The organism is Klebsiella terrigena, assembly GCF_012029655.1.
In the GTDB taxonomy this organism is placed as follows: domain Bacteria; phylum Pseudomonadota; class Gammaproteobacteria; order Enterobacterales; family Enterobacteriaceae; genus Klebsiella; species Klebsiella terrigena.
In genome coordinates, this window is sequence record NZ_CP050508.1 from 1,791,384 (window position 1) to 1,815,749 (window position 24,366).

The 24,366-nt window shown below is 40.6% G+C and carries 20 protein-coding genes; 18 read left to right on the forward strand and 2 right to left on the reverse strand.

Annotated elements, in window-relative coordinates; translation table 11 throughout:
- Nucleotide 1: 1 nt before the first annotated feature.
- Together HCK03_RS08425 and HCK03_RS08430 are read right to left on the reverse strand one after the other, a co-directional pair.
- Nucleotides 2–490 (reverse strand): REP-associated tyrosine transposase, encoded by a 489-nt coding sequence (locus HCK03_RS08425; RefSeq protein ID WP_167691396.1) that lies wholly within the window; start codon nt 488–490, stop codon nt 2–4.
- A gap of 551 nt (nt 491–1,041) precedes the next feature.
- Nucleotides 1,042–2,628, reverse strand: coding sequence for a TerC family protein (locus HCK03_RS08430; RefSeq protein ID WP_041147696.1), 1,587 nt, complete (start codon nt 2,626–2,628; stop codon nt 1,042–1,044).
- A gap of 885 nt (nt 2,629–3,513) precedes the next feature.
- Here HCK03_RS08430 and galF point away from each other — a divergent pair.
- From galF to rfbD, 18 genes are all read left to right on the forward strand, one after another.
- Nucleotides 3,514–4,404, forward strand: a complete 891-nt coding sequence (galF, locus tag HCK03_RS08435) for a UTP--glucose-1-phosphate uridylyltransferase GalF (RefSeq protein WP_041146393.1) — start codon at nt 3,514–3,516, stop codon at nt 4,402–4,404.
- Between the two features lie 461 nt (nt 4,405–4,865).
- Nucleotides 4,866–5,495, forward strand: coding sequence for a phosphatase PAP2 family protein (locus HCK03_RS08440; RefSeq protein WP_167691397.1), 630 nt, complete (start codon nt 4,866–4,868; stop codon nt 5,493–5,495).
- A 1,028-nt stretch (nt 5,496–6,523) separates the two neighbouring features.
- Complete coding sequence (locus tag HCK03_RS08445) at nt 6,524–7,957, forward strand: capsule assembly Wzi family protein (RefSeq protein WP_167691398.1); 1,434 nt, start codon at nt 6,524–6,526, stop codon at nt 7,955–7,957.
- A gap of 123 nt (nt 7,958–8,080) precedes the next feature.
- A complete protein-coding gene (locus HCK03_RS08450; protein ID WP_134527020.1) occupies nt 8,081–9,217 on the forward strand; it encodes a polysaccharide export protein in 1,137 nt (378 codons plus the stop codon).
- Between the two features lies 1 nt (nt 9,218).
- Nucleotides 9,219–9,653, forward strand: coding sequence for an arsenate reductase/protein-tyrosine-phosphatase family protein (locus HCK03_RS08455; protein ID WP_134527015.1), 435 nt, complete (start codon nt 9,219–9,221; stop codon nt 9,651–9,653).
- Between the two features lie 19 nt (nt 9,654–9,672).
- Complete coding sequence (locus HCK03_RS08460) at nt 9,673–11,847, forward strand: polysaccharide biosynthesis tyrosine autokinase (RefSeq protein WP_167691399.1); 2,175 nt, start codon at nt 9,673–9,675, stop codon at nt 11,845–11,847.
- A 64-nt stretch (nt 11,848–11,911) separates the two neighbouring features.
- Nucleotides 11,912–13,066, forward strand: a complete 1,155-nt coding sequence (locus HCK03_RS08465) for an O-antigen ligase family protein (protein WP_134527009.1) — start codon at nt 11,912–11,914, stop codon at nt 13,064–13,066.
- Complete coding sequence (locus tag HCK03_RS08470; protein ID WP_167691400.1) at nt 13,053–14,012, forward strand: glycosyltransferase family 2 protein; 960 nt, start codon at nt 13,053–13,055, stop codon at nt 14,010–14,012. Before HCK03_RS08465 ends, HCK03_RS08470 begins: the two co-directional genes overlap by 14 nt.
- A complete protein-coding gene (locus HCK03_RS08475; protein ID WP_167691401.1) occupies nt 13,987–14,712 on the forward strand; it encodes a WecB/TagA/CpsF family glycosyltransferase in 726 nt (241 codons plus the stop codon). Before HCK03_RS08470 ends, HCK03_RS08475 begins: the two co-directional genes overlap by 26 nt.
- Before the next feature lie 63 nt (nt 14,713–14,775).
- The gene (locus tag HCK03_RS08480) at nt 14,776–15,957 is read left to right on the forward strand and encodes a right-handed parallel beta-helix repeat-containing protein (RefSeq protein WP_134527000.1); all 1,182 of its coding nucleotides are present in this window, start codon (nt 14,776–14,778) and stop codon (nt 15,955–15,957) included.
- 72 nt (nt 15,958–16,029) lie between these two features.
- The gene (locus tag HCK03_RS08485) at nt 16,030–17,346 is read left to right on the forward strand and encodes a flippase (protein WP_134526995.1); all 1,317 of its coding nucleotides are present in this window, start codon (nt 16,030–16,032) and stop codon (nt 17,344–17,346) included.
- Complete coding sequence (locus HCK03_RS08490; RefSeq protein ID WP_141334813.1) at nt 17,343–18,521, forward strand: polysaccharide pyruvyl transferase family protein; 1,179 nt, start codon at nt 17,343–17,345, stop codon at nt 18,519–18,521. The genes HCK03_RS08485 and HCK03_RS08490 overlap by 4 nt, the downstream gene beginning before the upstream one ends.
- A 56-nt stretch (nt 18,522–18,577) precedes the next feature.
- Nucleotides 18,578–19,432 carry a glycosyltransferase family 2 protein gene (locus tag HCK03_RS08495; protein ID WP_141334815.1) on the forward strand — a complete coding sequence of 285 codons (855 nt, stop codon included), beginning with the start codon at nt 18,578–18,580 and terminating at the stop codon, nt 19,430–19,432.
- Nucleotides 19,433–19,571: 139 nt separating this feature from the next.
- Nucleotides 19,572–20,969, forward strand: coding sequence for an undecaprenyl-phosphate glucose phosphotransferase (gene wcaJ, locus HCK03_RS08500; protein ID WP_167691402.1), 1,398 nt, complete (start codon nt 19,572–19,574; stop codon nt 20,967–20,969).
- A gap of 38 nt (nt 20,970–21,007) precedes the next feature.
- Nucleotides 21,008–22,072, forward strand: a complete 1,065-nt coding sequence (rfbB, locus tag HCK03_RS08505; RefSeq protein ID WP_134526989.1) for a dTDP-glucose 4,6-dehydratase — start codon at nt 21,008–21,010, stop codon at nt 22,070–22,072.
- Between the two features lie 21 nt (nt 22,073–22,093).
- Nucleotides 22,094–22,963 (forward strand): glucose-1-phosphate thymidylyltransferase RfbA, encoded by an 870-nt coding sequence (rfbA, locus tag HCK03_RS08510; protein ID WP_134526986.1) that lies wholly within the window; start codon nt 22,094–22,096, stop codon nt 22,961–22,963.
- A gap of 1 nt (nt 22,964) precedes the next feature.
- Complete coding sequence (gene rfbC, locus HCK03_RS08515; RefSeq protein WP_134526983.1) at nt 22,965–23,501, forward strand: dTDP-4-dehydrorhamnose 3,5-epimerase; 537 nt, start codon at nt 22,965–22,967, stop codon at nt 23,499–23,501.
- Nucleotides 23,498–24,352, forward strand: coding sequence for a dTDP-4-dehydrorhamnose reductase (gene rfbD / locus HCK03_RS08520; protein WP_167691403.1), 855 nt, complete (start codon nt 23,498–23,500; stop codon nt 24,350–24,352). The genes rfbC and rfbD overlap by 4 nt, the downstream gene beginning before the upstream one ends.
- Nucleotides 24,353–24,366: the final 14 nt, after the last annotated feature.

The following is a 24,366-nucleotide window of genomic DNA, read 5'->3' on the forward strand; positions in this document are numbered from 1 at the left end:
GTCAACGTTCGCCACAGGTGAAATCATCCACCTCTCCGCTCCAGTTAGCAGGATATAGCCCGCGCCGGACATCCCGCTGAAAGGTTGAAAATGGCCAGTCCTGTATCTGTTTTACCCAGCCATGTTTGAACGGATTCATGTAGATGTAATCGACGTGACGGCGATAATCCTGCTGATTGCGAATCGTATGTTCCCAGAAACGAGGCTGCCAGACGTTATTCTGACTTAATGTTCTGGAAAATCCTCCCTTTATGTCCCGCCAGCGCCCCGAAAAATCACAGTCGTTGTCCGGCAAGGTCCAGATGCAATGCAGGTGCTCCGGAAGTACAACCCAGGCGTCGATATAAAAAGGCTTTTGCCGTTTAACGGTCATAATCGCGTGACGTAAGGCTGCAACCTGCTGAGTCAGGAGCGCGCTTTTCCTGTTGCGTAAATTGACGGTAAAAAACCAGGTTGCACCATGAATGTAGTTGCGGCGATAGGCGACCAAAGAAGGCTCCTTATGTGAGATGTGGTCTCTGCAGCGGGAGAATAAATTGGGATAAGCGCGTAGGCCATGAACAGTAGAAAGGATTGGCAAATGGCTCGCAAAATGCCGGTATACGCAGTGCGGCCGGGGGAAGCAGAAGCAGGCCAGATGCTGAATGCGGGTTTAACGGTTATCACCGATAGCTTCCCGGATAGCGGCGCAAGCGCCTTATCCGGGCTACGCGATCGCATACGCTTCGTAGCCCCGTTAAGCGCAGCGCGACCGGGGGACGCGAGCCATATGCTGAACGCGGGTTTAGCGGTTATCACCAGGGGCTTTCCCGGATAGCGGCGCAAGCGCCTTATCCGGGCTACGCGATCGCATACGCTTCGTAGCCCCGGTGAGCGCAGTGCGGCCGGGGGAAGCAGAAGCAGGCCATATGCTGAACGCGGGTTTAACGGTTATCACCAGGGGCTGTCCCGGATAGCGGCGCAAGCGCCTTATCCGGGCTACGCGATCGCATACGCTTCGTAGCCCCGCTAAGCGCAGCGCGACCGGGGAGTGCCATCATCCTATACTTCGTAATTCAGCTCATCGTCATGCACCGGCGGTGGGATTATCTGTACCTTCTGCACCCGGTGGCTTTCAACCTGCAGGGTGCGCAGAATATAATCGCCAATCTTAACCTCTTCCCCTGCTTCAGGCACATGCTGGAGATATTCCATCAGCAGGCCGGCGATGGTGTGATATTCGCGCTTATCATCGATCGGCAGGGGAACGTACTGGACTAAATCTTCGAGCGGCATATGGCCGTTGACCGTCCAACTGCCGTCAGGGGCCCGGGTAATATCGTGGCGGGCGTCAATCTCTTCCGCCTCGTTCGGCAGATTGCCGGCAATCGTTTCCATCACGTCGCTCAGCGTCACCAGCCCCTCAACGGAGCCGAACTCATCGACCACGAAGGCAAAGTGGGTACGGGCATGACGAAACTGCTCGAGGGCGGGAAGCAGCGGCAGCGTTTCGGGGAACACCAGCGGCTGGCGCAGCAGAACGCGCAGGTTGAGCGGCTCGTTGCGCAGGGACTGCTGCAGTAGGTCGATAACGTGCACCACGCCGAGCAGGTCTTCGTCATCTTCCCCGCCGGTGACCACCAGCCGGGTATGCTGGTTTTTCTCCAGTAGCGCGCGGATTTCGGCTTCCGGTGCGCTCATATCGATATGCTCGATATCATGGCGTGAGGTCATAATGCTGCTGACGGTGCGCTGGTTGAGGTTAAGCACCCGCTCAATCATCCGCCGCTCCTGGGGGTTGAACAGCGGGCCGTCCTGCTGATTGACAATGAGCGCCGCGCTGTCGGTATTCAGCTCGGCGTTTTCCTTATGCCCGCTCAGCAGGCTCATCACCGCTTCCGTGGTGCGCTGGCGCAGCGTCAGATTGGCCGAGAGGAAACGACGGCGATTGAACAGTGCCAGCTGGTTGAGCGACTCAATGATCACCGAGAAGCCGATCGCCGCGTACAGATAACCTTTCGGGATTGGGAAGCCAAATCCTTCGGCGATGAGGCTAAAGCCGATCATTAACAGGAAGCTGAGACACAGGATAACGATAGTCGGGTGGCTGTTAACGAAGCGGGTCAACGCTTTGCTGGCAAGCAGCATCAGGCTTATGGCGATAACCACCGCCGCCATCATTACCGCCAGATGATCGACCATGCCGACCGCGGTAATCACCGAGTCGAGCGAGAATATGGCGTCCAGCACCACAATCTGCGTTACCACGCCCCAGAACCGCGCGCCTTTGCGTTGAACGGGATTATCGCTGTCCTTGCCTTCGAGGCGTTCGTTAAGCTCAACCGTGGCTTTAAACAGTAAAAATAGCCCGCCAAACAGCATGATCAGGTCGCGCGCGCTGAAGCTCAGGTCATGATAGGTCAGCAGCGGCTTCGTCAGGGTGACTAGCCAGGATATCGATGCCAGCAGCAGCAGGCGCATCAGCATGGCCAACAGCAGGCCAATGACGCGGGCGCGGTCGCGCTGAGCGGGGGGAAGTTTTTCGGCAAGAATCGCGATAAACACCAGGTTATCAATCCCGAGCACCAGTTCAATAACGACAAGCGTTACCAGACCGGCCCAGATTGAGGGGTCGGCAATCCATTCCATCATTCGTTAAAACCTTTACAACATAAGCGTGCCATACGTCGATCATGGATAAGCGACTGCTAAATTGCAACTCGAATTATGTCGTATACGGTCCTTCAGACCCCGCCGCCGCTGAGGTCGGAGACAAATAAAAGTAATCGTGATGAATATTCCAGCGGGTGAAATATAAACGTTATGACTTATATTTATGCGAATTAATCGATTTATAAGCGATTGAAATCAGGGTTGCCGCCGGGAGAGGGCTTATTGTGGCTCTGAGCGCCAGCGGCGTTATATCGCGGCTCATTGCCGGCTATCATCAGCGCGATTGCTGGTGTCGCGGTACGAGGTGCAGGCAGCTATTTTGCTACATCAGGGTGGTGAATAGTTTTTCCTACTACCTATTTGCGTAGATTGTGATATATCCGTTTATATATGATGATATGAGTAGATTTATATGGTGATTAGAGGCGTATTGTCTGGTCAGGTATAGGGTGGGTATTTCAAAATATCTCAACTTCACGCTCATTTTAACGCAGCGCTGAGCGCTATTCAGCGAGCGGTTTCTGCGCACCTGAACTATAAAATATTAAGTAATATCAAGTGGTTGGTGTTATTTTGCGTTTACTGATGCATAGCTTAATCTTATGAGTGGCGATTAAAGGATAAGTAGGGTGCATCACGATGAGCGCGCCTTGCGATCCAACGAAATAAATGGCATAAGAATTTTCTTAAATCGGCCTGTCGGCCATCGTACTTTAAGTGTATTCTCTGGTTAAACGCGTAAATTCAGAATTTGACGGGAAGTCGGGCCGGTCGCAAACCTGTATTATCAGCAATAAATGCCGTTGATACATGCGGTCTGACAGGCATAGAAAGATCTATAACTTACGGATGGATATGAGAATGGCGAGTTTGAAAGCGGTTATTCCGGTAGCAGGGTTAGGTATGCATATGTTACCGGCAACTAAGGCGATCCCCAAAGAGATGCTGCCGATCGTCGATAAACCTATGGTTCAGTACATCGTTGACGAAATTGTTGCCGCCGGCATCAAGGAAATTGTGCTGGTTACCCATTCATCCAAGAATGCAGTTGAAAACCATTTTGATACCTCCTACGAGCTGGAAGCGCTGCTTGAACAGCGCGTGAAGCGCCAGCTGCTGGCTGAAGTGCAGGCTATTTGTCCGCCGGGCGTCACCATAATGAACGTACGTCAGGGACAGCAGCTTGGTTTAGGCCACTCTATCCTTTGTGCCCGCCCGATTGTTGGCGATAACCCGTTTGTTGTCGTGCTGCCGGATATCGTATTAGACGATGCCAGCGCCGATCCGCTGCGCTATAACCTTGCGGCGATGGTTGCCCGCTTTAATGAAACGGGTCGCAGCCAGGTTCTGGCGAAGAGAATGCCCGGCGATCTGGCCGAGTATTCGGTTATTCAGACTCGTGAGCCGCTGGAGACAGAAGGGCAAATTGGCCGCATTGTCGAGTTTATCGAGAAGCCGGATGAGCCGCAGACCCTCGACTCCGACCTGATGGCCGTAGGCCGTTACGTTCTTTCCGCCGATGTGTGGAGTGAACTGGAGCGCGCTGAGCCGGGCGCATGGGGCCGTATTCAGTTAACGGATGCCATCGCAGAGCTGGCGAAAAAGCAGTCCGTCGACGCTATGCTGATGACCGGCGAGAGCTACGATTGCGGTAAGAAGATGGGCTATATGCAGGCATTCGTTAATTACGGACTGCGTAACCATAAAGAAGGCAACAAATTCCGCGAGAGCATTAAGAAGCTGCTGGCCTAACAGCGTGAAGGCGACAGCGTAAAAATAGCAGGCTACGGAAGCAAAATTAAGAAGGTAAATCCCTCGATGCTCCTGTAGCCGGTTAGATAGTCTTTAACCTGAAAGAAATATTTATCTAAAAAGTATATACAATCAATGGGTTAGCGGTTTTTGATAAGCATTTCACTGAATTTATGCGAAATAAGCCCTGTGGAACAGGTTGCGAGCGGATAACGGCAAAACTGCGTAATGGTCAGACGAGCAGAATTTAATCTTAATGAAGAACTACTTAGTAAGATTATTCTTAAAACAGATGCGTAGTCCCGGCGAACATAAAAAAATAAAACTTGACTGAGATCATACTTACGCATTAAACAACGGTTATGCATGCATAAAAATGTGAAGTTTATGGGTATGCATGCCCACATAAACATCGTGGAAAACGCTATGAACAGGAGATATCGTCAAAGGATGAAAAGTAAATGAGCTGGCAATTTGTCTCCTTTTTTGGCGATAGCACCGTGCTGTTACCTAGCGCGGCGGTACTGTTGATTGTGTTGTTCCTGCGGGCACCATCCCGGCAGGTGGCCTGTCACTGGGCACTCTTGTTCGGTATCACTGGCGCAATCGTTAGCGCATCTAAACTGGCCTTTATGGGCTGGGGCATCGGAATTCGGGAACTCGACTTTACCGGTTTTAGCGGACATACCGCTCTGTCAGCCGCATTTTGGCCGATTTTTTTATGGCTCCTTTTCTCTCGCGCCACGACAGGAGTGCGTCGCGCCGCCGTCGTAATGGGCTATGCCCTTGCGGCGCTGGTGGGTTACTCCAGATTAATGATTCACGCCCACTCCACCTCGGAAGTGGTCGCAGGCCTGCTGCTTGGTGCGAGCGGCAGCGCATTGTTCCTCCTGCTGCAATCGCGGACATCGCGGGCGGGGAATGTACAGCTTTCTTGGAGCGGGGTGTTCAGCGTAATGATGATCCCCGTCCTGCTGCTTAACACTGGCGTAAAGGCGCCAACCCAGTCCTTACTGGGTGAGATTGCGGTGAAGATTGGCCCGCTGGAAAAGCCCTTTACCCGCGCGGATCTGCATAAGTACTTTTATTGATCGCACCAAAGACACGCGTTGAGCTTACGGGCATCGCTAAATATCCCGGACACAGAGCTAGCGTCAGGATAGCTGCAGATTGATTAAGCGGGCTTAAGCTGATTCATATTCGTGAAATAAATAACTGTTACTACATCCTGAGCGATATCCATGTTTTTTATGGTGCTTGTGAGATGATTCCTAAATAGAGCGATAAGATTAACGTCTGATTTTAAATTAAGTTTGTCAAGTATAATCACCAAACTAGATCTATTAGATTTTGTAGTTGACCGGAGCGGATAGTGAATGAATTCATTCGCACTAATAGTTAGGTAAAGCGTTTTAAAACAACGGTTTACGTTGTTTTTTCGTCTGTGGCGAATGTTAGGAGACTAAATTTTAGGATGCTGCTGAATAAGTTTAATGCTAAGCGTGTGTTTAGATTTAGCATCAAGGCAGATGGGTTTTAATGAGTGAATAATTTTCATTTGCTCTCCCATTTGACGGCAGAATCTCGTAAACTTGATGCCGCTAAAATTATAGTGTGTGAGTAATTATTCGACGGACATGAAGTCGGTCATTTGGCTTAAAAAAGGAAGTACAGTGCATTGGTAGCTGTTAAGCCAAGGGCGGTAGCGTTTCCGAAAGTACTCGAATCCTTTCAGCAAGGCCTTCTTCAGGCGTTCGAAATTCCTAAAACCTGCCTCGGCAGGTGAATAACCTGACGACCCGTATATACTGAGTCGCTTTCAGAGAATAGCCGGTGCGATCTGCAGCAACACGCCAGTCACGGCTATACACAGCAAAGAATAGTTCTTGATAACGCTACGCGTGTTTTTTGCTTGCATTATATGCGATATGAACGATTATCAACCGCTGAGGCGGCAACGTTTCACCGATGATTTACTCTACCGCTCCCCGGTGATCGTTGCTGCAGTATAGATGTGGCACAAACATACTGAAGGCTGGCGTCAGAGTACGCTCTCAATACCTACATTCCCCGCAACCGTGTCTGTTTGCAGGTGGGGCTAAAAAATGGATCTTGTATAATGATGAAAATTGCGCGTATCGCACTTGCTCTCGGGCTGCTTACCTCGGTGAGCTCGCCGGTTTATGCCGCTGGTCTGGTGACGAATGATAACGAGCTGCGTAACGACCTGTCGTGGCTATCCGACCGGGGCGTTATCCAGCTCAGCCTTTCAACGTGGCCACTGAGCCAGGAAGAGATTACCCGCGCATTGAAGAAGGCCAAGCCCTCCTATTCGTCAGAGCAGGTTGTCCTGGCGCGCATTAACCAACGCCTCTCTTCCCTGAAGGCTGATTTTCGCGTCAGCGGCTATACCTCGACCGACCAGCCCGGAACGCCGCAGGGCTTTGGTCAAAGCCAGCCAGCGGATAACTCGCTTTCGTTGGCCTTCAATAATAGCGGTGAATGGTGGGACGTTCATCTCCAGGGAAATGTTGAAGGCGGAGAGAGGATCAGCAACGGCTCTCGCTTTAATGCGAATGGCGCCTATGGCGCCGTGAAGTTCTGGAACCAGTGGCTGTCGTTTGGCCAGGTCCCGCAGTGGTGGGGCCCTGGTTATGAAGGCAGCCTGATCCGCGGCGACGCCGCCAGGCCGATGACCGGCTTTTTAATGCAGCGTGCCGAGCAGGCCGCACCAGAAACCTGGTGGCTGCGCTGGATAGGCCCGTGGCAGTATCAGATCTCCGCCAGCCAGATGAATCAATATACCGCAGTGCCACATACCAAGATTATCGGCGGCCGATTGACCTTTACTCCGTTCCAGTCGCTTGAACTGGGTGCGTCACGCATTATGCAGTGGGGTGGGGAAGGGCGGCCGCAGTCTTTCAGCAGCTTCTGGGATGGCTTCACCGGGCAGGATAATACCGGTACGGCGAATGAGCCCGGGAATCAATTGGCTGGGTTTGATTTCAAATTCAAGCTTGAACCAACGTTAGGCTGGCCGGTAAGTTTCTACGGACAGATGATCGGTGAAGATGAGGCTGGCTTTTTACCTTCAGCAAACACCTTCCTCGGTGGTGTTGAAGGGCATCATGGTTGGGGTAAAGATGCTGTTAACTGGTACGTAGAAGCGCACGATACCCGCTCTAATATGAGCCGTACAAATTATGTTTATACCCACCATATTTATAGAGACGGCTACTATCAGCAGGGCTATCCGCTGGGTGATGCAATGGGCGGTGATGGACAGTTGTTTGCCGGAAAAGTAGAACTGGTTACAGAAGATAACCAGCGCTGGAGTACGCGCTTAGTCTTCGCGAAGGTTAATCCCGAGAATCAATCGATTAATAAGGCGTTTCCACACTCAGATACATTGAAAGGTGTACAGTTAGGATGGAGTGGGGATGTATATAAGACGGTGCGCCTGAATACTTCACTCTGGTATACCGACGCTGAACATAGTGACAGCGATGATGTAGGTGCAAGTGCAGGGATCGAAATCCCGTTTAGTTTATAGGCTGAATGCTGCGAATTTTAAAGGGAAAGAGATGTTTTCTTCCTAAAGTCGGTATGAAATAAACTGACGAATTGAAAGCGGTTCAGGTATTAACAAATTTTGGTTTACTGATGATGTGACATTATGAAGAAAAAAATTGTTAGATTTTCGGCATTAGCATTGGCAATTGGGTTTTTAGCGGGTTGTACTATCCTTCCTGGCCAGGGATTAAATAGCCTGCGCAAAAATGTGGTTGAACTACCGGATAGCGATTACGATCTGGATAAGTTAGTTAACGTTTATCCTATGACGCCGGGCCTAATCGACCAACTACGGCCAGAAACGGTAATGGCGCGTTCCAACCCACAGTTAGATAACCTGCTGAGAAGCTATGAGTATCGAATTGGCGTCGGCGATGTACTGATGGTAACCGTTTGGGATCACCCAGAGTTGACTACGCCCGCAGGACAGTATCGCAGCGCAAGCGATACCGGCAACTGGGTTAATTCTGATGGGACAATCTTCTATCCTTATATAGGCAAAGTCCAGGTTGTAGGTAAAACTTTGGCTGAAGTAAGGCAAATAATTGCTAGTCGCTTGACTACGTACATTGAAAGTCCTCAGGTTGATGTCAGTATTGCTGCATTTCGTTCGCAAAAAGTTTATGTGACAGGTGAAGTAACAAAATCTGGCCAGCAGGCAATTACAAATATACCTTTGACAGTTATGGATGCAGTTAATAGCGCAGGTGGTCTTGCGCCTGATGCTGACTGGCGCAATGTTGTTCTCACTCATAATGGTAAAGACACAAAAATTTCATTATATGCATTGATGCAAAAAGGGGATTTAACCCAAAACCATTTGCTATATCCAGGTGATATTTTGTTTGTACCACGCAATGATGATCTGAAGATATTTGTGATGGGTGAGGTTGGTAAACAGAGCACTATGAAAATGGACCGTAGTGGTATGACTCTTGCTGAAGCTATAGGGAATGCGGAAGGGATATCTCAGGCAATGAGTGATGCAACAGGTGTATTTGTTATCCGCCAATTAAAAGGGGATAAACAAGGCAAGATAGCGAATATCTACCAGCTCAATGCTCAAGATGCCTCTGCTATGGTATTAGGGACTGAATTTGCGCTACAACCTTATGATATTGTCTATGTCACAACAGCCCCACTCGTACGTTGGAACCGAGTAATGACCCAGTTAGTACCGACAATTACTGGTGTCCATGATATAACTGAAACCACCCGTTACATCAAAACGTGGCCATAATATGTTCAACTCTATCCTTGTTGTATGTACTGGAAATGTGTGCCGGTCTCCAATAGCGGAGCGACTGCTGCGCAAGCAGTTGGTTGGAAAGAAGGTCGATTCAGCCGGTGTCGGTGCACTAGTCAATCATTCTGCCGATTCCTCAGCCATTGCAATTGCAGAAGAGCACGGGTTGTCATTAAGCGGGCATAAAGGGCAGCAATTTAGTTCGAAAATGGCGAGAGAGTATGACCTGATATTAGTCATGGATAAGTCTCATATAGAACAATTGAACAGGATTGCACCAGAGGTTCGTGGGAAAACATTGCTTTTAGGTCATTGGATTGATCAAAAAGAAATTCCCGATCCTTACAGACAAAGCAAAGAAGCATTCGAGTTTGTATATCAGCTAATTGAGCAGAGTTGCAAACTTTGGGTACAAAAACTGAACAGTTAACTCTTTAGGAATTTCGTGCATGCCTTCTGAAACGCCGATAAAAAATACAACCCAACAGAAAACTGAAATTGATATCGGTAGACTAGTTGGTGAAGTTATAGATCATCGTAAATTAATTATCAGTGTCGTGGCAATCTTTGCGACGATTTCGTTGGTATACGTGCTTTTTGCAACACCAGTATACCAGGCTAACGCATTAGTGCAGGTTGAGCAAAAGCAAGGAAATGCTATCCTTGATAGCTTGACCCAAGCATTGCCAACAACCCAGCCTAAGTCAGACCCAGAAATATCACTGCTTTTATCTCGTATGATTCTAGGGAAAACAGTTGATGATCTGAATCTGCAGGCACAAATTGAGGAAAAGCATTTCCCATTATTTGGGAAAGGTCTGAGTAGAATCTCAGGAGGATCTGATGGACGTATTTCAGTAAGCAATTTCAATCTGATTTCTTTGAATAAGAATCATCCTAAAATTGAATTGGAAGTTATTGATAACAAATCATTCGTGATTACAAATGATGCTGAAGAAATAAAAGGAAATGTTGGAGAGTTAATAGATAATGGAAATTTATCTATTAAGGTTAACAGTATTGATGCTTTACCTGGAAGTGTATTTGAAATCACATATTTGAGTAAATTGGACGCAATCAATAATATCCAGAACTCATTTAAAGTTGAGGATCAAGGCAGAGATACAGGGATGCTTAGCCTCACACTTACTGGTGAGGATCCAATTTTAATTAAAAGGATTTTGGACAGCATTAGTAAAAATTATCTGGAGCAGAATATTGATAGACAAGCGGCACAAGATGCCAAAAGTCTTGAATTTTTGGGTAAGCAATTACCAAAAGTTCGCAATGATCTAGATAAAGCTGAAAATATACTAAATGCTTATAGGCAAAAGAAAGATTCTGTAGACTTATCTTTAGAAGCAAAATCAGTCTTGGATCAAGTTGTCAACGTTGACAATCAGTTAAATGAGTTAGTTTTCCGTGAAGCAGAAATATCACAGCTTTATACGAAAGAACATCCGACATATAAAGCATTAGTTGAAAAAAGAGAAACACTAAATCAAGAGAGAGCTCGGCTAAATAAACGTGTAGCTTCAATGCCCGAAACACAACAGGAGATTTTGCGATTAAGTCGCGATGTAGAATCTGGTCAAGCCGTATATATGCAATTGTTAAATAGACAACAAGAGCTTAGTATCGCAAAATCAAGTGCAATCGGTAACGTACGGATTATTGACCCTGCAGTGACTGAACCAACAGCAGTTAAACCTCAAAAAATTGCGATTATCGCAATTGGAATAATTGCAGGCTTCTTTGTATCTGGGTGGATTATTCTTCTCCGTATCTTACTAAGAAAGGGCATTGATTCACCTGCCCAATTAGAAGAAAATGGCATTAATGTCTATGCAAGTGTCCCAATTTCTGATTGGTTATATAAAAATAGCGACAATGCTGGGAAACTAGGTATTAATAAAGCGCATCATCATAAAGCTTATGGTTTATTGGCGGTTGAAAATCCGGCTGATTTAGCGATCGAAGCAATAAGGAGCCTTAGAACGAGCCTCCATTTTGCTATGCTAGATGCTGTAAATAATGTATTAATGATCTCTGGTGCGAGTCCGAATGCTGGTAAAACATTCGTAAGTAGTAACCTTGCTGCTGTTATGGCTCAAGGAGATCGAAAGGTCATTTTTATAGATGCCGATTTGCGCAAAGGATACGCTCATAAGATATTCGGTTTACCAAATGATATTGGCTTATCTGAATATTTATCCGGTTCTGCAGATATAAAGCGTGTTGTTAAAAGAGTAGATTCTGGTCAATTTGATTTTATCAGCAGGGGAACAAATCCGCCTAACCCAGCAGAATTGTTGATGCGTGGAAATCTCGAAGAACTAATTGAATGGGCTTCTAAAAATTATGATCTCGTGATTGTAGATACGCCACCAGTTCTTGCTGTAACGGATCCAACAATAATATCCAGATGTGCAGGTACGACATTAATGGTTATCAGACATGAGGTAAATACTTTACCTGAGGTTGTGGCAGCAATAAAACGTTTCGAAATGAATAATGTTAGTGTCAAAGGTGTAATTCTTAATGCTGTAGTTAAACGCGCAACTAACTATTACGCGTATGGATATACTAATTATACATATGACTACACTGATAAAAATAAATAAATGTAGGTTCGAAATGTCAGCCAGAAATGGCTGGCATTACCTTTACTAAAAATGAGATGATTTCATGTTGGTCAATGGTTTTGGAACTACAAATAAATGCGAGAGCTTCACAATATGGAGTATTGTGATTCTGAGTGTTTTAGGTGCAACATATACAGCAAAATTGTTACCAATTTCTGAAACAGGATTGCTTGAAGTTATTTTCTTGCTGTCCTCCGCGCTGGCTTTAATTACAACTGGAATAAACAAAAGTGCAATGTTTATTTCAAATGCTTTTTTAATTTATCTCTTTTATTCTTTCGTTACAGTAACACTGATAACGCATGCCAATTTGTTGGATTTTATTCAGGCATATAAATCTTACTATTACTTCATACTACTTGGCGTTTTTTATAAGAAAGCGATTTTCTCAGAAAAGGTCGTGGAAAGGCTTTTTAAGTTTCTTTTATTTGTTTTTATCGTTAAATATAGTTTTGATAAATTCGCATTGAAAATTGATAGACCAACAGTACTTATAGAGAATAACTTCGAACTGATATTACTGATACTGCTTTATTACTATGTAAATATAATAAAAAAAGATGCAAATATAATAAACACTCTGCTTATGCTTGTGGTTTGTATAATTTCTGGCTCTCGCTCCTCATTGATTGCAATGATGATAGCTATTCTATTTTCGTTTGACCGTCGATTAGATATTAAAAAAATAGTAATGATGACTTTGGTGCCACTAGCGGTACTAGGGGTTTATATGATATTTCAGGCGCGGTTAGAAGATTCTGGTGGTAGTTCCTACGAACAGATCGATAGATATAGATTTTTTTTGGAGTTTCTTTCATCAACATCTGAGTGGCCTTGGTGGAAGTTTTTTACAGGCTCTACGGCATTGACTCCATTATCTGCCATATCATGTGGAAATTTATCATATTATCACCTTCTTTTCAGTTATGCTGGTGATGGGAAATGCTATTCCGTAATATTACATTCATTTTTACTTCGCGTTATATATGATCATGGTATTTTTGGATTTGTCGTACTCTTAATAGTTTTAAATTTATTTTTGAATAAATTCTCCCTAAAAAATAAATTTTGTATTATCGCTATCTTAATGGCTACCGCAATGTCAGTTTCGTCATTAAATAATGTTTATGTATCATTAGCATTAGTTTTCTTTATCGGTGCTGAAAAAAATTATAGGGTAACAAATGGAACAACTTAAAGAAAATGTCAAGGAACCATTTACTATAGTAATACCGAATTATAAAAGAATTAATGAGTTAATAAGAGCTATTGATAGCATTAGAGAACAAGAAAATTATGATTCATTAGTTCATCAAATAATAATTGTGGACGATAAAAGTGAAAACATTGAAGATATTGAAAATGCATTGAAAATTTTTAGCGATGATAAAATTTTTTTAGTAAAAAACTCCTTTAAAAGTAATGCTGCAGCAACACGTAATCAAGGCGCCAGGTTAGCTCAAACTGAATGGGTATGCTTACTTGACTCTGATGATGCATTTACAAATAACAAACTTCAGTTACTAGTAGATAAAATAGGTAGTAAGGCTGATGTTTATTATAATAAAGCTATAGTCTATTTTGATGAAAAGATTGAAGATGTAGTACCACATAGGCCCAAAAAACCAGATGAAAAAATATCTGAGTATTTATTTGTTAGTGATGAATATATGCAGACATCAACACTAACTATTAAAAGAAGTTTCTTTGAAGATAGTGGTTTCAATGAAAAATATATTCGACACCAAGACTATGATCTATGCTTAACGTTTGATGATAAGAAAATGATGGTAGAATATGCTGATTTTATTGGTACTAAAATATTCTGGAATTCTAAAGAAAGACCAAATGAAAAGGGAGAGTCATTTCAGTATTCTCTGAATTGGCTTGAAGAGAACAGGTATCGAATCACTGAAAAAGCGTATCAGAAATTTTATTTTAAATTCATTGTGTTGAAATCTGCAAGAAGTGGTTTAAAAAAACTCAGCATCAAAAACTTCCTTAAATTAAATATTAAAACACTTCATATTAAACAAATTATAATTTATTCAATAGTAATTATTATACCTAGCAATCTGCAGCGAACACTTTATATGATGTATAAAAAGGCTAAAATTAATGCAGCTAAATTCAAATCCAGTTAAAGAATTATCCAAAAAAATACCACAAACTGAATTTCATATAGAAAATAACAAAGGTATTAATACATTTCTAAATTGTTATTCCTATTATGTATATCGAAAAATAGCAAACAGCTATCAAAGTTTCGATAAAATTTATTGTGATGGTATCTTGTTCCAAAAAATGGTAGGGCTTATTGGTATCAAAACTAAAAGGATTAGTTTTGATATGACTTCACTTGCACCAGAAGTTTTCGGGTATGCTGAACGGAATCTTAACACCGTCGCAATCATAGGTAGTGAGGATAAATATCTGCAAAAAGCCATTTTGGAAATAAAAAATAATTTCCCAAAATTGGATATAATTGAATCCAGGAATGGATTTTTTAATTCAAAGGAAGAACGCACTGATTATTTGGAGAAACTATCTGGAATAAATCCTGATATTATTATTGTTGGAATGGGAACTCCTTTGCAAGATTATTTTTTGACAGATATAAAGGATAAAGGTTGGGAAGGAGTTGGTTATACTTGTGGTGGTTTTATTCATCAAACTGCGAGTAAAGGAACTGTTTATTATCCAAAGCTTATTGATAAATATAATCTAAGATGGCTTTACAGGATATATGATGAACCAAAATTGTTTAAACGATATTTCATTTACTATCCATTGTCCATAGCGCTATTCTACTATGATTATGTCAGAGGTAAATTTAACAAATAATGCAAATGCAGTCATAATGTATGAAAGTATATCACTTCAAAGACTAATTAATAGGAAATTGTCATGCTGGATATTACAAAAAGAAATTTTTTAAAGTTTGTATCTTTACTTAGTACCCAGCTTGTTTTACCTAATAAAGTTTTTTCAGCTACAGAAGGTGATCTCGATTCAGTTACATCAGCTCAGCTATTTCCAAGCAATATTGCTGGGAAAATGACAAGTTTACATGATTACATGTCTCCAGAAGAATTAGAAGATGCAAATAGTGACAATCCACATCGAGACCATTCTGCAGCGTTAAAAAAAGCGCTGCAAAATACATCTTTTTTATATCTACCTGCAGTAAAAGGAGCATACCGTTTCAAAGATGTGGAATTACCTGATGGCGTTTGGTTAATAGGGAATTCCAAATTACCATATATGGGAAGTCAATCTTCTAAGTTGATAGGGTGTGGTTCATCTATTATTATGGCTGAAGGGGGGACATGCATATTTAAATATAATAATAATGTGACGCTTTTCGGTTTAGCTCTATATGGGAATGAGAAACTTGATAGCGATGGGGTCACGTTTGCTAACACAGAAGTAGGCAAACTTTCTAATTTGCGTTTTTTATATTGTGGTTTCTACGGTTTCAGAATCGCAATCGGGAATAAAAATAAGTATATTAAGGTAGATGTAAATAACTGTGTTATTTCTGCTAATAAAGTTGGAGTATACAATATTGTCGACTCAAAAGTATTTGGTGGAAGTATTAATGGGAATATGGCAGATGGTATATTATTAAATAAAGGCGCAAATGACAATACTTTCTTAAATGTAAAAGTTGAATGGAATGATGGAAGTAATTTTAAATTTATAAACTCAGTAAACAATATTATTTCTTCTTGCATTAGTGATCGCGCAGGACAATATGGTATATATTTGAATAGCTCTCAGGTTGTTATTGACTCTTCAGTATTTAGACGTAACTCTGCAAAAATTAGTAATGATGAAAAGTCTGGACATGTATTGTTAACAGGTGAGAGAACGTCAGCCTTGATAAGGAGTATAAAAACAGTTATAGGCCGCGATGATGATAAGAGTGGTAAGGTATCCCCTAAGTATGGAATTGTATGTCAAGGAGAAAGTTCGGCTATGAAGCTAATTGTCTCTGATAGTGATCTTACAGGTGTTACGGGCAGCTCATTCAACTTTTCTGTTAAACCAGATATATTCAAAAACACAAATAATATAACTAAATAATATTCATTTAATAATTAAAGTCCCGATAAAGAATACTATATTGGTCTTGTCGGTTAACTAGGAAAGAAATGTATGTCGATAACTAGAAGCAAACCCTTGCTGAATATGATTTGGCTATCAGGTGATAGCATTATACGCTTGGGGTTCGGGTTCTTAATTAGCGTTTGGCTAGCTCGTTATATGGGGCCGAATGAGTTTGGATTATATAATTATGCCATTGCTATAATTGCTATTTTCACTGCAGTGGCATCACTTGGGATGAATGGTGTTACTGTTAGAGAATTGGTAAGCAAACCTGATAATTCAGATGTTATTATGGGAAGTTCTTTCCTTTTACAAATTTCTGGCAGTATTCTAGCCTGCTTTTTAGTAGTTATTTTTACCTTGCTACTGCGACCACATGAATATGATGTTCTACTTGTTGTTGTAATAATGTTACCTTCTGTATTATTTAGATCTAGTGATATTATAAAGTATTGGTTTGAATCAAATGTAACGTCAAAGCATACGGTAATAGCACAGAATATAGCATTCTTTATAAGTTGCGCTCTTAAGATTACAGTTATTTTATTAAAAGGCTCATATTTATTAATATCTCTTACGGTTTCTATCGAAGCATTATTCGTTGCAATTATCTTGTTTTATATTTATTATAAGAAAACTTCTAAAATAAAATGGAAAGTTGACTCGAAAGAATGTAAACAACTACTTTCACAAAGTTGGCCTTTGATTTTTTCTGGTTTAGCATTGATGCTTTATATGCGAATGGATCAAATCATGATCGGGAATTTAATCGATAATACAGCTGTTGGTGTATATTCTGTTGCTGTTAAAATGATAGAGGTATGGTATTTTTTTCCAATTGCTATAGTTTCTTCCTTTTTCCCGAAGATTATTAAATCAAAAGAGAAAGGTGAAGAGGTATATAATGCCAAAATGCAATTATTATATGATGCTCTTGTGATAATCGGACTCTTATTAGCAATATTCATAACATTTGTTTCTAGTTATATAATTATTTTTTTCTTCGGTGAGAAATATTCTTCTTCTATTGATGTTATTAAAATATACGCATGGGTTAGTATATTTTATTTTCTAAGTTCGGCAAGTGGACGATGGTATATAAATGAAAAGTTGCAAATGTTCGCTCTAACTAGAAATCTTTTAGGCTTATTAGTTGGTGCTGCTTTGAATTATATATTAATACCTATATATGGGATTGTAGGATCCGCATACGCGACCTTAATTGCATATTTTTGTGCAGCTTATCTTTTTGATGTATCTAATAGGAAAACACGAATTTCATTTTATCAAAAATCCAAAGCATTATGGATCCCTGGTGCTATTTTTCGCTTGAGAAAATCATTGTTGAATAAAGGTTTAGTATGATCGCAAAACACAAGGTAAAAGAAATAATATTGTATGGTGCGTTTGATAGATATAACTATGGCGACAATTTAATGCCCATATTAATGGAAATGTATTTAGTACGTTTTCATGCCAATGCGGTTAAAAACTATAATATCTCTTTTGCATCTATCAAATCATCAGATTTAACAAAGTATGAATGTAAAAAAACTTTGCCAATCACAGAATTTTTAAATGCAGAGGATGGATCTGTTTTAATTGTTGTTGGAGGTGAAGTACTTAGCGCCGATGTTGTCGGATTATTCACTCATGTACAAAAAAATCCATTACATGCAAAGCTTATCCGCGCCGGAAATAAACTATTTCCACAGCTTATAAAGAATATCGCAAAACAGAATTATGGCGCCATATGGGATTATCCATATATACCTCAAATCAATTCTTTCAAAAATAAAGTCAAAGTCATATATAATACAGTTGGTGGTATTCCTTATCCATCACAAAAAGAAAATATAACTAATGCAGCATATATTTCATCTAGGGATGAAAGAACATACAATGCTGTTTCGTCAATGGTTCCTACCGAATTAGTCCCTGATTCTGTCTTAATGGTTTCATCGTTAATTGATTTTGATTTCTTAGAAAATCATGTGCGATTAGAAATTAAAAATTTAGTCAAGTCCAAAAAAATCATTACGGTTCAAGCTTGTCCTTACAAGGTACAATTTACATATCAGGAAATGGCTCGAGAACTAGATTTGATAGCCTCTACTAGTGATGTTCAGCCAGTTCTATTACCTATTGGGTATGCGAGTGGACATGACGATGTTGTTTTTCTTCAGAAGGTTAAAGATGCTTCGTTATCTGGGCTTGCAATATATGATGATCTTTCTGTATGGGAAATTATGTATATGATCGCTAGCTCCGAAGCATTCTATGGTACTAGTTTGCATGGGGTGATTACTGCAATGTCCTTCGGAGTTCCTCATTACTGCATTAATCATGATATTAAAAAATTAGTTTCTTTTTTGAAAACATGGAGTATTTATCCATATAATGAATCGATCGCGGTTACTGATATTGCGTCAACTTTAAAGTATGATCATAGTAGTAGACGTTCTGAACTACTCAATACCGTAGAAGAATCTAAAAAAAGAATATTCGAAAGTCTAAATAAAATATCTGCAATTTTATAACCCCCCGTGCTGGGGACATTGTAAAATGTCTATTGAGAAACATGGCAGGTTAGTACATGAATGCTTTAATTATTGCAGTAATTTATAATAAAAAAATCAACAATTCTCAGACACTAAATTCATTATTAGATGCACTCGAGGTCGATGCTCATCTCTTGATATTCAATAATGGGCCAAGAGTCCTAGAAACAGACGATGAAACTTATATTGGTCTAAAAAATAAATTTAATGGGAAAGTTTTTGTTCAAGAAGATTTAAGCAACAGACCCTTAAGCGTGTTGTATAATTATGCAATAGATGAATATAGTGGTTACAGCTATTATTGCCTTTTTGATGACGATACAAATATTCCAGTCGATTATTTTGTAGAAATTGAGAAAGCTAAAAACCTCCATCCTGTTGATCTAATGTTACCAGTTATTCGCTCAGTAAGTGATGATGTCGTGCACTATCCATTAATTAACAATCAACCAACTGACACAAAAGGCGTCTTGTCTTCTGAGAAAACCGTTTTTTCAATTGGCTCAGGACTTACAATATTTAATTCATTAATTGAGTGTTTCAAAAATAATAATCTAAAATTATTCGATGAAAGGTATGCTTTTTATGGTGTTGACTTCAGTTTATTTAGAAGAATTAAACGAATTCAAAAGGAGGGGGCAACTATCAATATTGCAGTCGTATCCTCATTGTCACACTCTTTAGCGAAGACCAAAAAAGTCAAAGAGAATTGGCGTAAGTGTGAAATAACGATAGATCAAGCGTTAACAACGAAGTTTTATGGAAAGACTCCTTTTGATATATTGTTCGTCATTGCAAAAAAATTATTGAAATTGGATTTTAATAATGCTTTGTTAGCATTCAAAACATATAGTAAAGGTTATCATCCGCGGTCAAAGAAATACATGTGACTTCTCTTATAAATTTATCTCCATTAAATTTAATTGTACTGTCAAGTCAATCTCTGTAGTTAACACCTTGTAATTTCTAAGCATGTGGTTACGGTACAGCATATAAATATATTCCATTTTAGGTCTGAAAGAGTAAAATATGGCGATATTACATTATCGTTCGCGCTCAAATGCGAATGCTTCACTAATTTCGGTTTTACAACGCTTTTCAGATATAATAATTATTTTTTTATCTTTATATCTGGTTTGTTTATTTCACAAAATGCAGTTCAATTATCAAGCTTTAATGATTGCTCTATTGGTATTGGTCATTTTTCAAATGATTGGCGGAATTACAGATTTCTATCGCTCTTGGCGAGGAGTGAAATTTTCAGCAGAAATAATATTGATTTTGCAAAACTGGACTTTGAGCCTTATATTAACTATGGGAGTAACCTCTTTTCAAGAGACCTTTGAGATCGGGATTGATATCTTTTTCCAATGGTATTTGATTGTTGCCTTAGGTTTTGTATCTTGTCGGTCATTGATTCGTTTTTTATCAGGGGTTTTACGCAAGTTAGGATATAACACACGGCGCATTGCTTTGGCTGGATCTATGCCCGCTGGTGTTAACTTAATAAAAAGTTTTACCGATGAACCTTGGCTTGGATTTATCGTAAAAGGTATTTATGATGATGAATTGTTTGAATCTAAGGATGGTATTGATTATATCGGTAACTTTGATATGTTAGTACAGGATGCAAGGGAAGGAAAGCTAGATCGTATATATATAGCTATGAGTATGAGTAACGAAAATACGATGAAAGAGCTTGTTCGTAAACTAACCGATACGACATGTTCCGTTCTTTTCATCCCAGACCTTTTCACATTCAATATTCTTCAGTCCCGTACAGAAGAAATTAATGGTGTACCTGTTGTTCCGCTTTTTGATACTCCATTGAACGGAATTAACATGGTTTTTAAAAGGCTCGAGGATATAATCTTTTCTTTAATAATTATTTTGTTAATCTCCCCAGTGCTATTTTGCATCGCATGTGCAGTTAAAATATCATCACCTGGGCCGGTTATTTTCCGTCAAATACGATATGGTATGGATGGTAAGCCGATAAAGGTATGGAAGTTTCGTTCTATGAAAGTCATGGAAAATGATGATAAAGTTATACAAGCAACAAAGAATGACTTCCGTGTTACAACAGTTGGTAAATTTCTTCGAAGTACCTCTTTAGATGAACTCCCTCAATTTTTTAATGTTTTATTTGGCCAGATGTCTGTTGTAGGTCCGCGACCTCATGCTGTTGCACATAATGAGCAATATAGGAAACTAATTCAAGGTTATATGTTACGGCATAAAGTGAAGCCTGGTATTACAGGTCTTGCTCAAATAAATGGTTGGCGTGGAGAAACAGATACTCTTGAAAAAATGGAGAAAAGAATTGAGTATGACTTGCTTTATATTAGAGGTTGGAGTATCTGGCTAGATGTTAAAATTATATTCTTAACCATTTTCAAGGGTTTTATTAACAAATCCGCATATTAATGATTTATAATTATATTATTTTATAAAAAGAGGATGTAATGAAAATTTTGATCACCGGTGGTGCTGGGTTTATTGGGTCTGCAGTAGCAAGATATATTATTAATGAAACTGATAATGAAATTATTATTGTAGATGCTTTGACTTATGCTGGTAATTTAGAATCACTTCATACTATATCTAACAATTCACGTTTTCACTTCGAAAATATAAATATTTGTGATCGCATATCATTAGATCGTGTTTTTAGTGAGTATAAACCAAATGCCGTGATGCACCTTGCTGCAGAGAGTCACGTCGATCGTTCAATCGATGGCCCATCTGCTTTTATTGAGACTAATATTCTTGGGACCTATACTTTATTGGAGTCTACGAGAGAGTATTGGAATAATCTTGATAGTGTTGCAAAAAAAGACTTTCGTTTTCATCATATCTCGACAGATGAGGTCTTCGGTGACCTTCATGGAAGCAATGATTTATTTACAGAGACAACTCCTTATGCGCCAAGTAGTCCTTACTCTGCGTCTAAGGCATCCAGTGATCATTTAGTTAGGGCATGGTTACGTACTTATGGTATGCCGACCATGATCACTAATTGCTCAAACAACTACGGGCCTTATCATTTCCCAGAAAAATTGATCCCACTAATTATTTTGAATGCACTAGATGGCAAACCTTTGCCTGTTTATGGTAATGGTGGACAAATTCGTGATTGGTTGTATGTGGATGATCATGCTCGTGCGCTTTACACCGTTGTAACTAACGGCCAAGTTGGAGAAACTTACAATATCGGGGGACATAATGAACGTAAAAATATTGATGTTGTTACCACTATCTGTAACTTACTTGAGGAATTGGTTCCAACTAAACCTGATGGCGTAGCAAAATATTCCGATTTGATTACATATGTTGTTGACCGTCCTGGCCATGATATGCGTTATGCTATTGATGCCAGTAAAATTGAGACTGAATTGGGTTGGAAACCACAAGAAACGTTCGAAAGTGGTATCCGAAAAACGGTGCAGTGGTATTTATCAAACGTTGACTGGTGGAGTCGTGTCAAAGATGGGTCCTATGCAGGCGAACGTTTGGGCATTTCTCAGTAATTATAGATAGGAAAATCCGAAATGAAAGGTATTGTTTTAGCTGGAGGGTCCGGCACTCGTTTATATCCACTAACCCAAGGAACATCTAAACAGTTAATGCCAATCTATGATAAACCTATGGTTTATTATCCTATTTCAGTTCTTATGTTAGCTGGCATCAGAGATATTCTTATAATTTCAACTCCCGATGATATGCCAGCCTTCAAACGACTACTTGGGGATGGTAGTCAGTTTGGTATTACTTTTAGTTATGCAATACAACCAAGTCCTGATGGTTTAGCTCAAGCTTTTCTGATCGGAGAGGAATTTATTGCTGGCGATTCTTGCGCTTTAGTTCTGGGAGATAATATTTACTTTGGTGAAAGCTTTGGCCGTAAGCTGGAAAATGTTGTAATGCGTACTGACGGAGCTACTGTTTTTGGTTATCAAGTTATGGATCCTGAACGTTTTGGGGTCGTAGCGTTTGATGATGAGAACCGCGCTGTTTCGCTTGAGGAGAAACCTACAAAACCTAAATCAAACTGGGCAGTTACTGGTTTATATTTTTATGACAATAATGTTGTGGAAATGGCCAAGAAAGTAAAACCGTCGGAGCGTGGTGAACTTGAAATTACGACTCTTAACGAAATGTATTTAGAGCAGGGTAATTTACATGTCGAGAAACTTGGACGCGGTTTTGCTTGGTTAGATACAGGTACACACGAAAGTCTGCTTGAGGCATCGCAATTTATTCATACAATTGAGCAACGCCAGGGATTTAAAGTTGCTTGCCTTGAGGAAATTGCTTATCGCAAAGGATGGCTATCTAAAGAAGATGTGCTTGCACAAGCGAAAGTGTTATCAAAGACACAATATGGTAAATATTTGCAAATGCTGGCTGAGGAAAGTTAATATGCATATTGTTGAAACACGAATTCCTGACGTTAAGATTATTCAACCTAAAGTTTTTGGTGACGATCGAGGTTTTTTCCTAGAAACTTTTGAAAGAAAACGTTATCAAGAATTACTACATATTGATCTTGAATTTGTTCAGGATAATCACTCTCGCTCTTCTCAAGGTGTTTTACGTGGTTTGCATTTTCAGAATCAAAATCCGCAAGGTAAACTGGTGCGAGTAGTCCGTGGTACTGTATTTGACGTTGCTGTTGATATCCGTCCTGAATCACAAACGTTTGGTCAGTGGGAAGGTGTTATTCTTTCAGAAGAGAATAAAACACAATTTTGGGTGCCACCGGGACTTGCTCATGGTTTTGTCGTATTATCGGATGTTGCTGATTTTGAGTATAAATGTACGGATTATTATAATCCTTTATATGAAAGTTGCCTTATCTGGAATGATCCGGAAATTGGTATCGAATGGCCAATAGATAACCCTTTATTATCTGACAAAGATAAAAAAGGAAAAACACTGAAGGAACTTTTCCCATGAGAGTTTTATTGACTGGTGCTAATGGGCAACTTGGTCATTGTTTTCAGGATCGTCTTCCGAAAGAATGGGAGATCTGGCCGACAAATACTCATGAGCTTGATATTACTGATTGTGATACTGTTTTAGCTGCCGTAGGAAGCTATCAACCTGATATTATTGTTAATGCTGCTGCCTACACTGCCGTTGATAAAGCTGAAACGGATATTGAATCTGCTGATCTTGTGAATCATCGTGGTCCACACCATCTTGCATTTGCTGCAAAAAAATATAACTCTCGATTTATTCACGTTTCTACTGACTATGTCTTTGATGGTAATGCTACTGTTCCTTACACGGAAAGGGATCGTACTAATCCTCTTGGTGTATATGGAAAAACAAAACTCGATGGAGAGAAGGCTGTAATTGAAGAGCTACCACAATCTATCATTATACGGACTGCATGGGTATTCAGCGAGTATGGTAATAACTTTGTAAAGACTATGTTACGTCTGGGACTTGAGCGTGAAAGCATAGGGATTGTTGGTGATCAGCGTGGTTGCCCAACATATGCTGGTGATATTGCCAATGCAATCATTGAACTAATCAATGCTCAGGCTACCGGTGGTGTTTATCATTACTGCGGAGATAGGGACGTTTCATGGTTCGAATTTGCAAAGGAAATTTTCGATTCAGCCAAATATGCTGGTAAATTGAGCAAAATTCCAGATATTAATGCGATCACGACGGATTGCTATCCTACACCGGCTAAAAGACCTCTCTTTTCAATTCTTGATACAACAAAAATTCAAAAATTAGGTGTTTTACCTTCTAACTGGCGCGTGGCCATTGGTGATGTGGTTGCAAAGTTATAAATCAATTTCGTGTT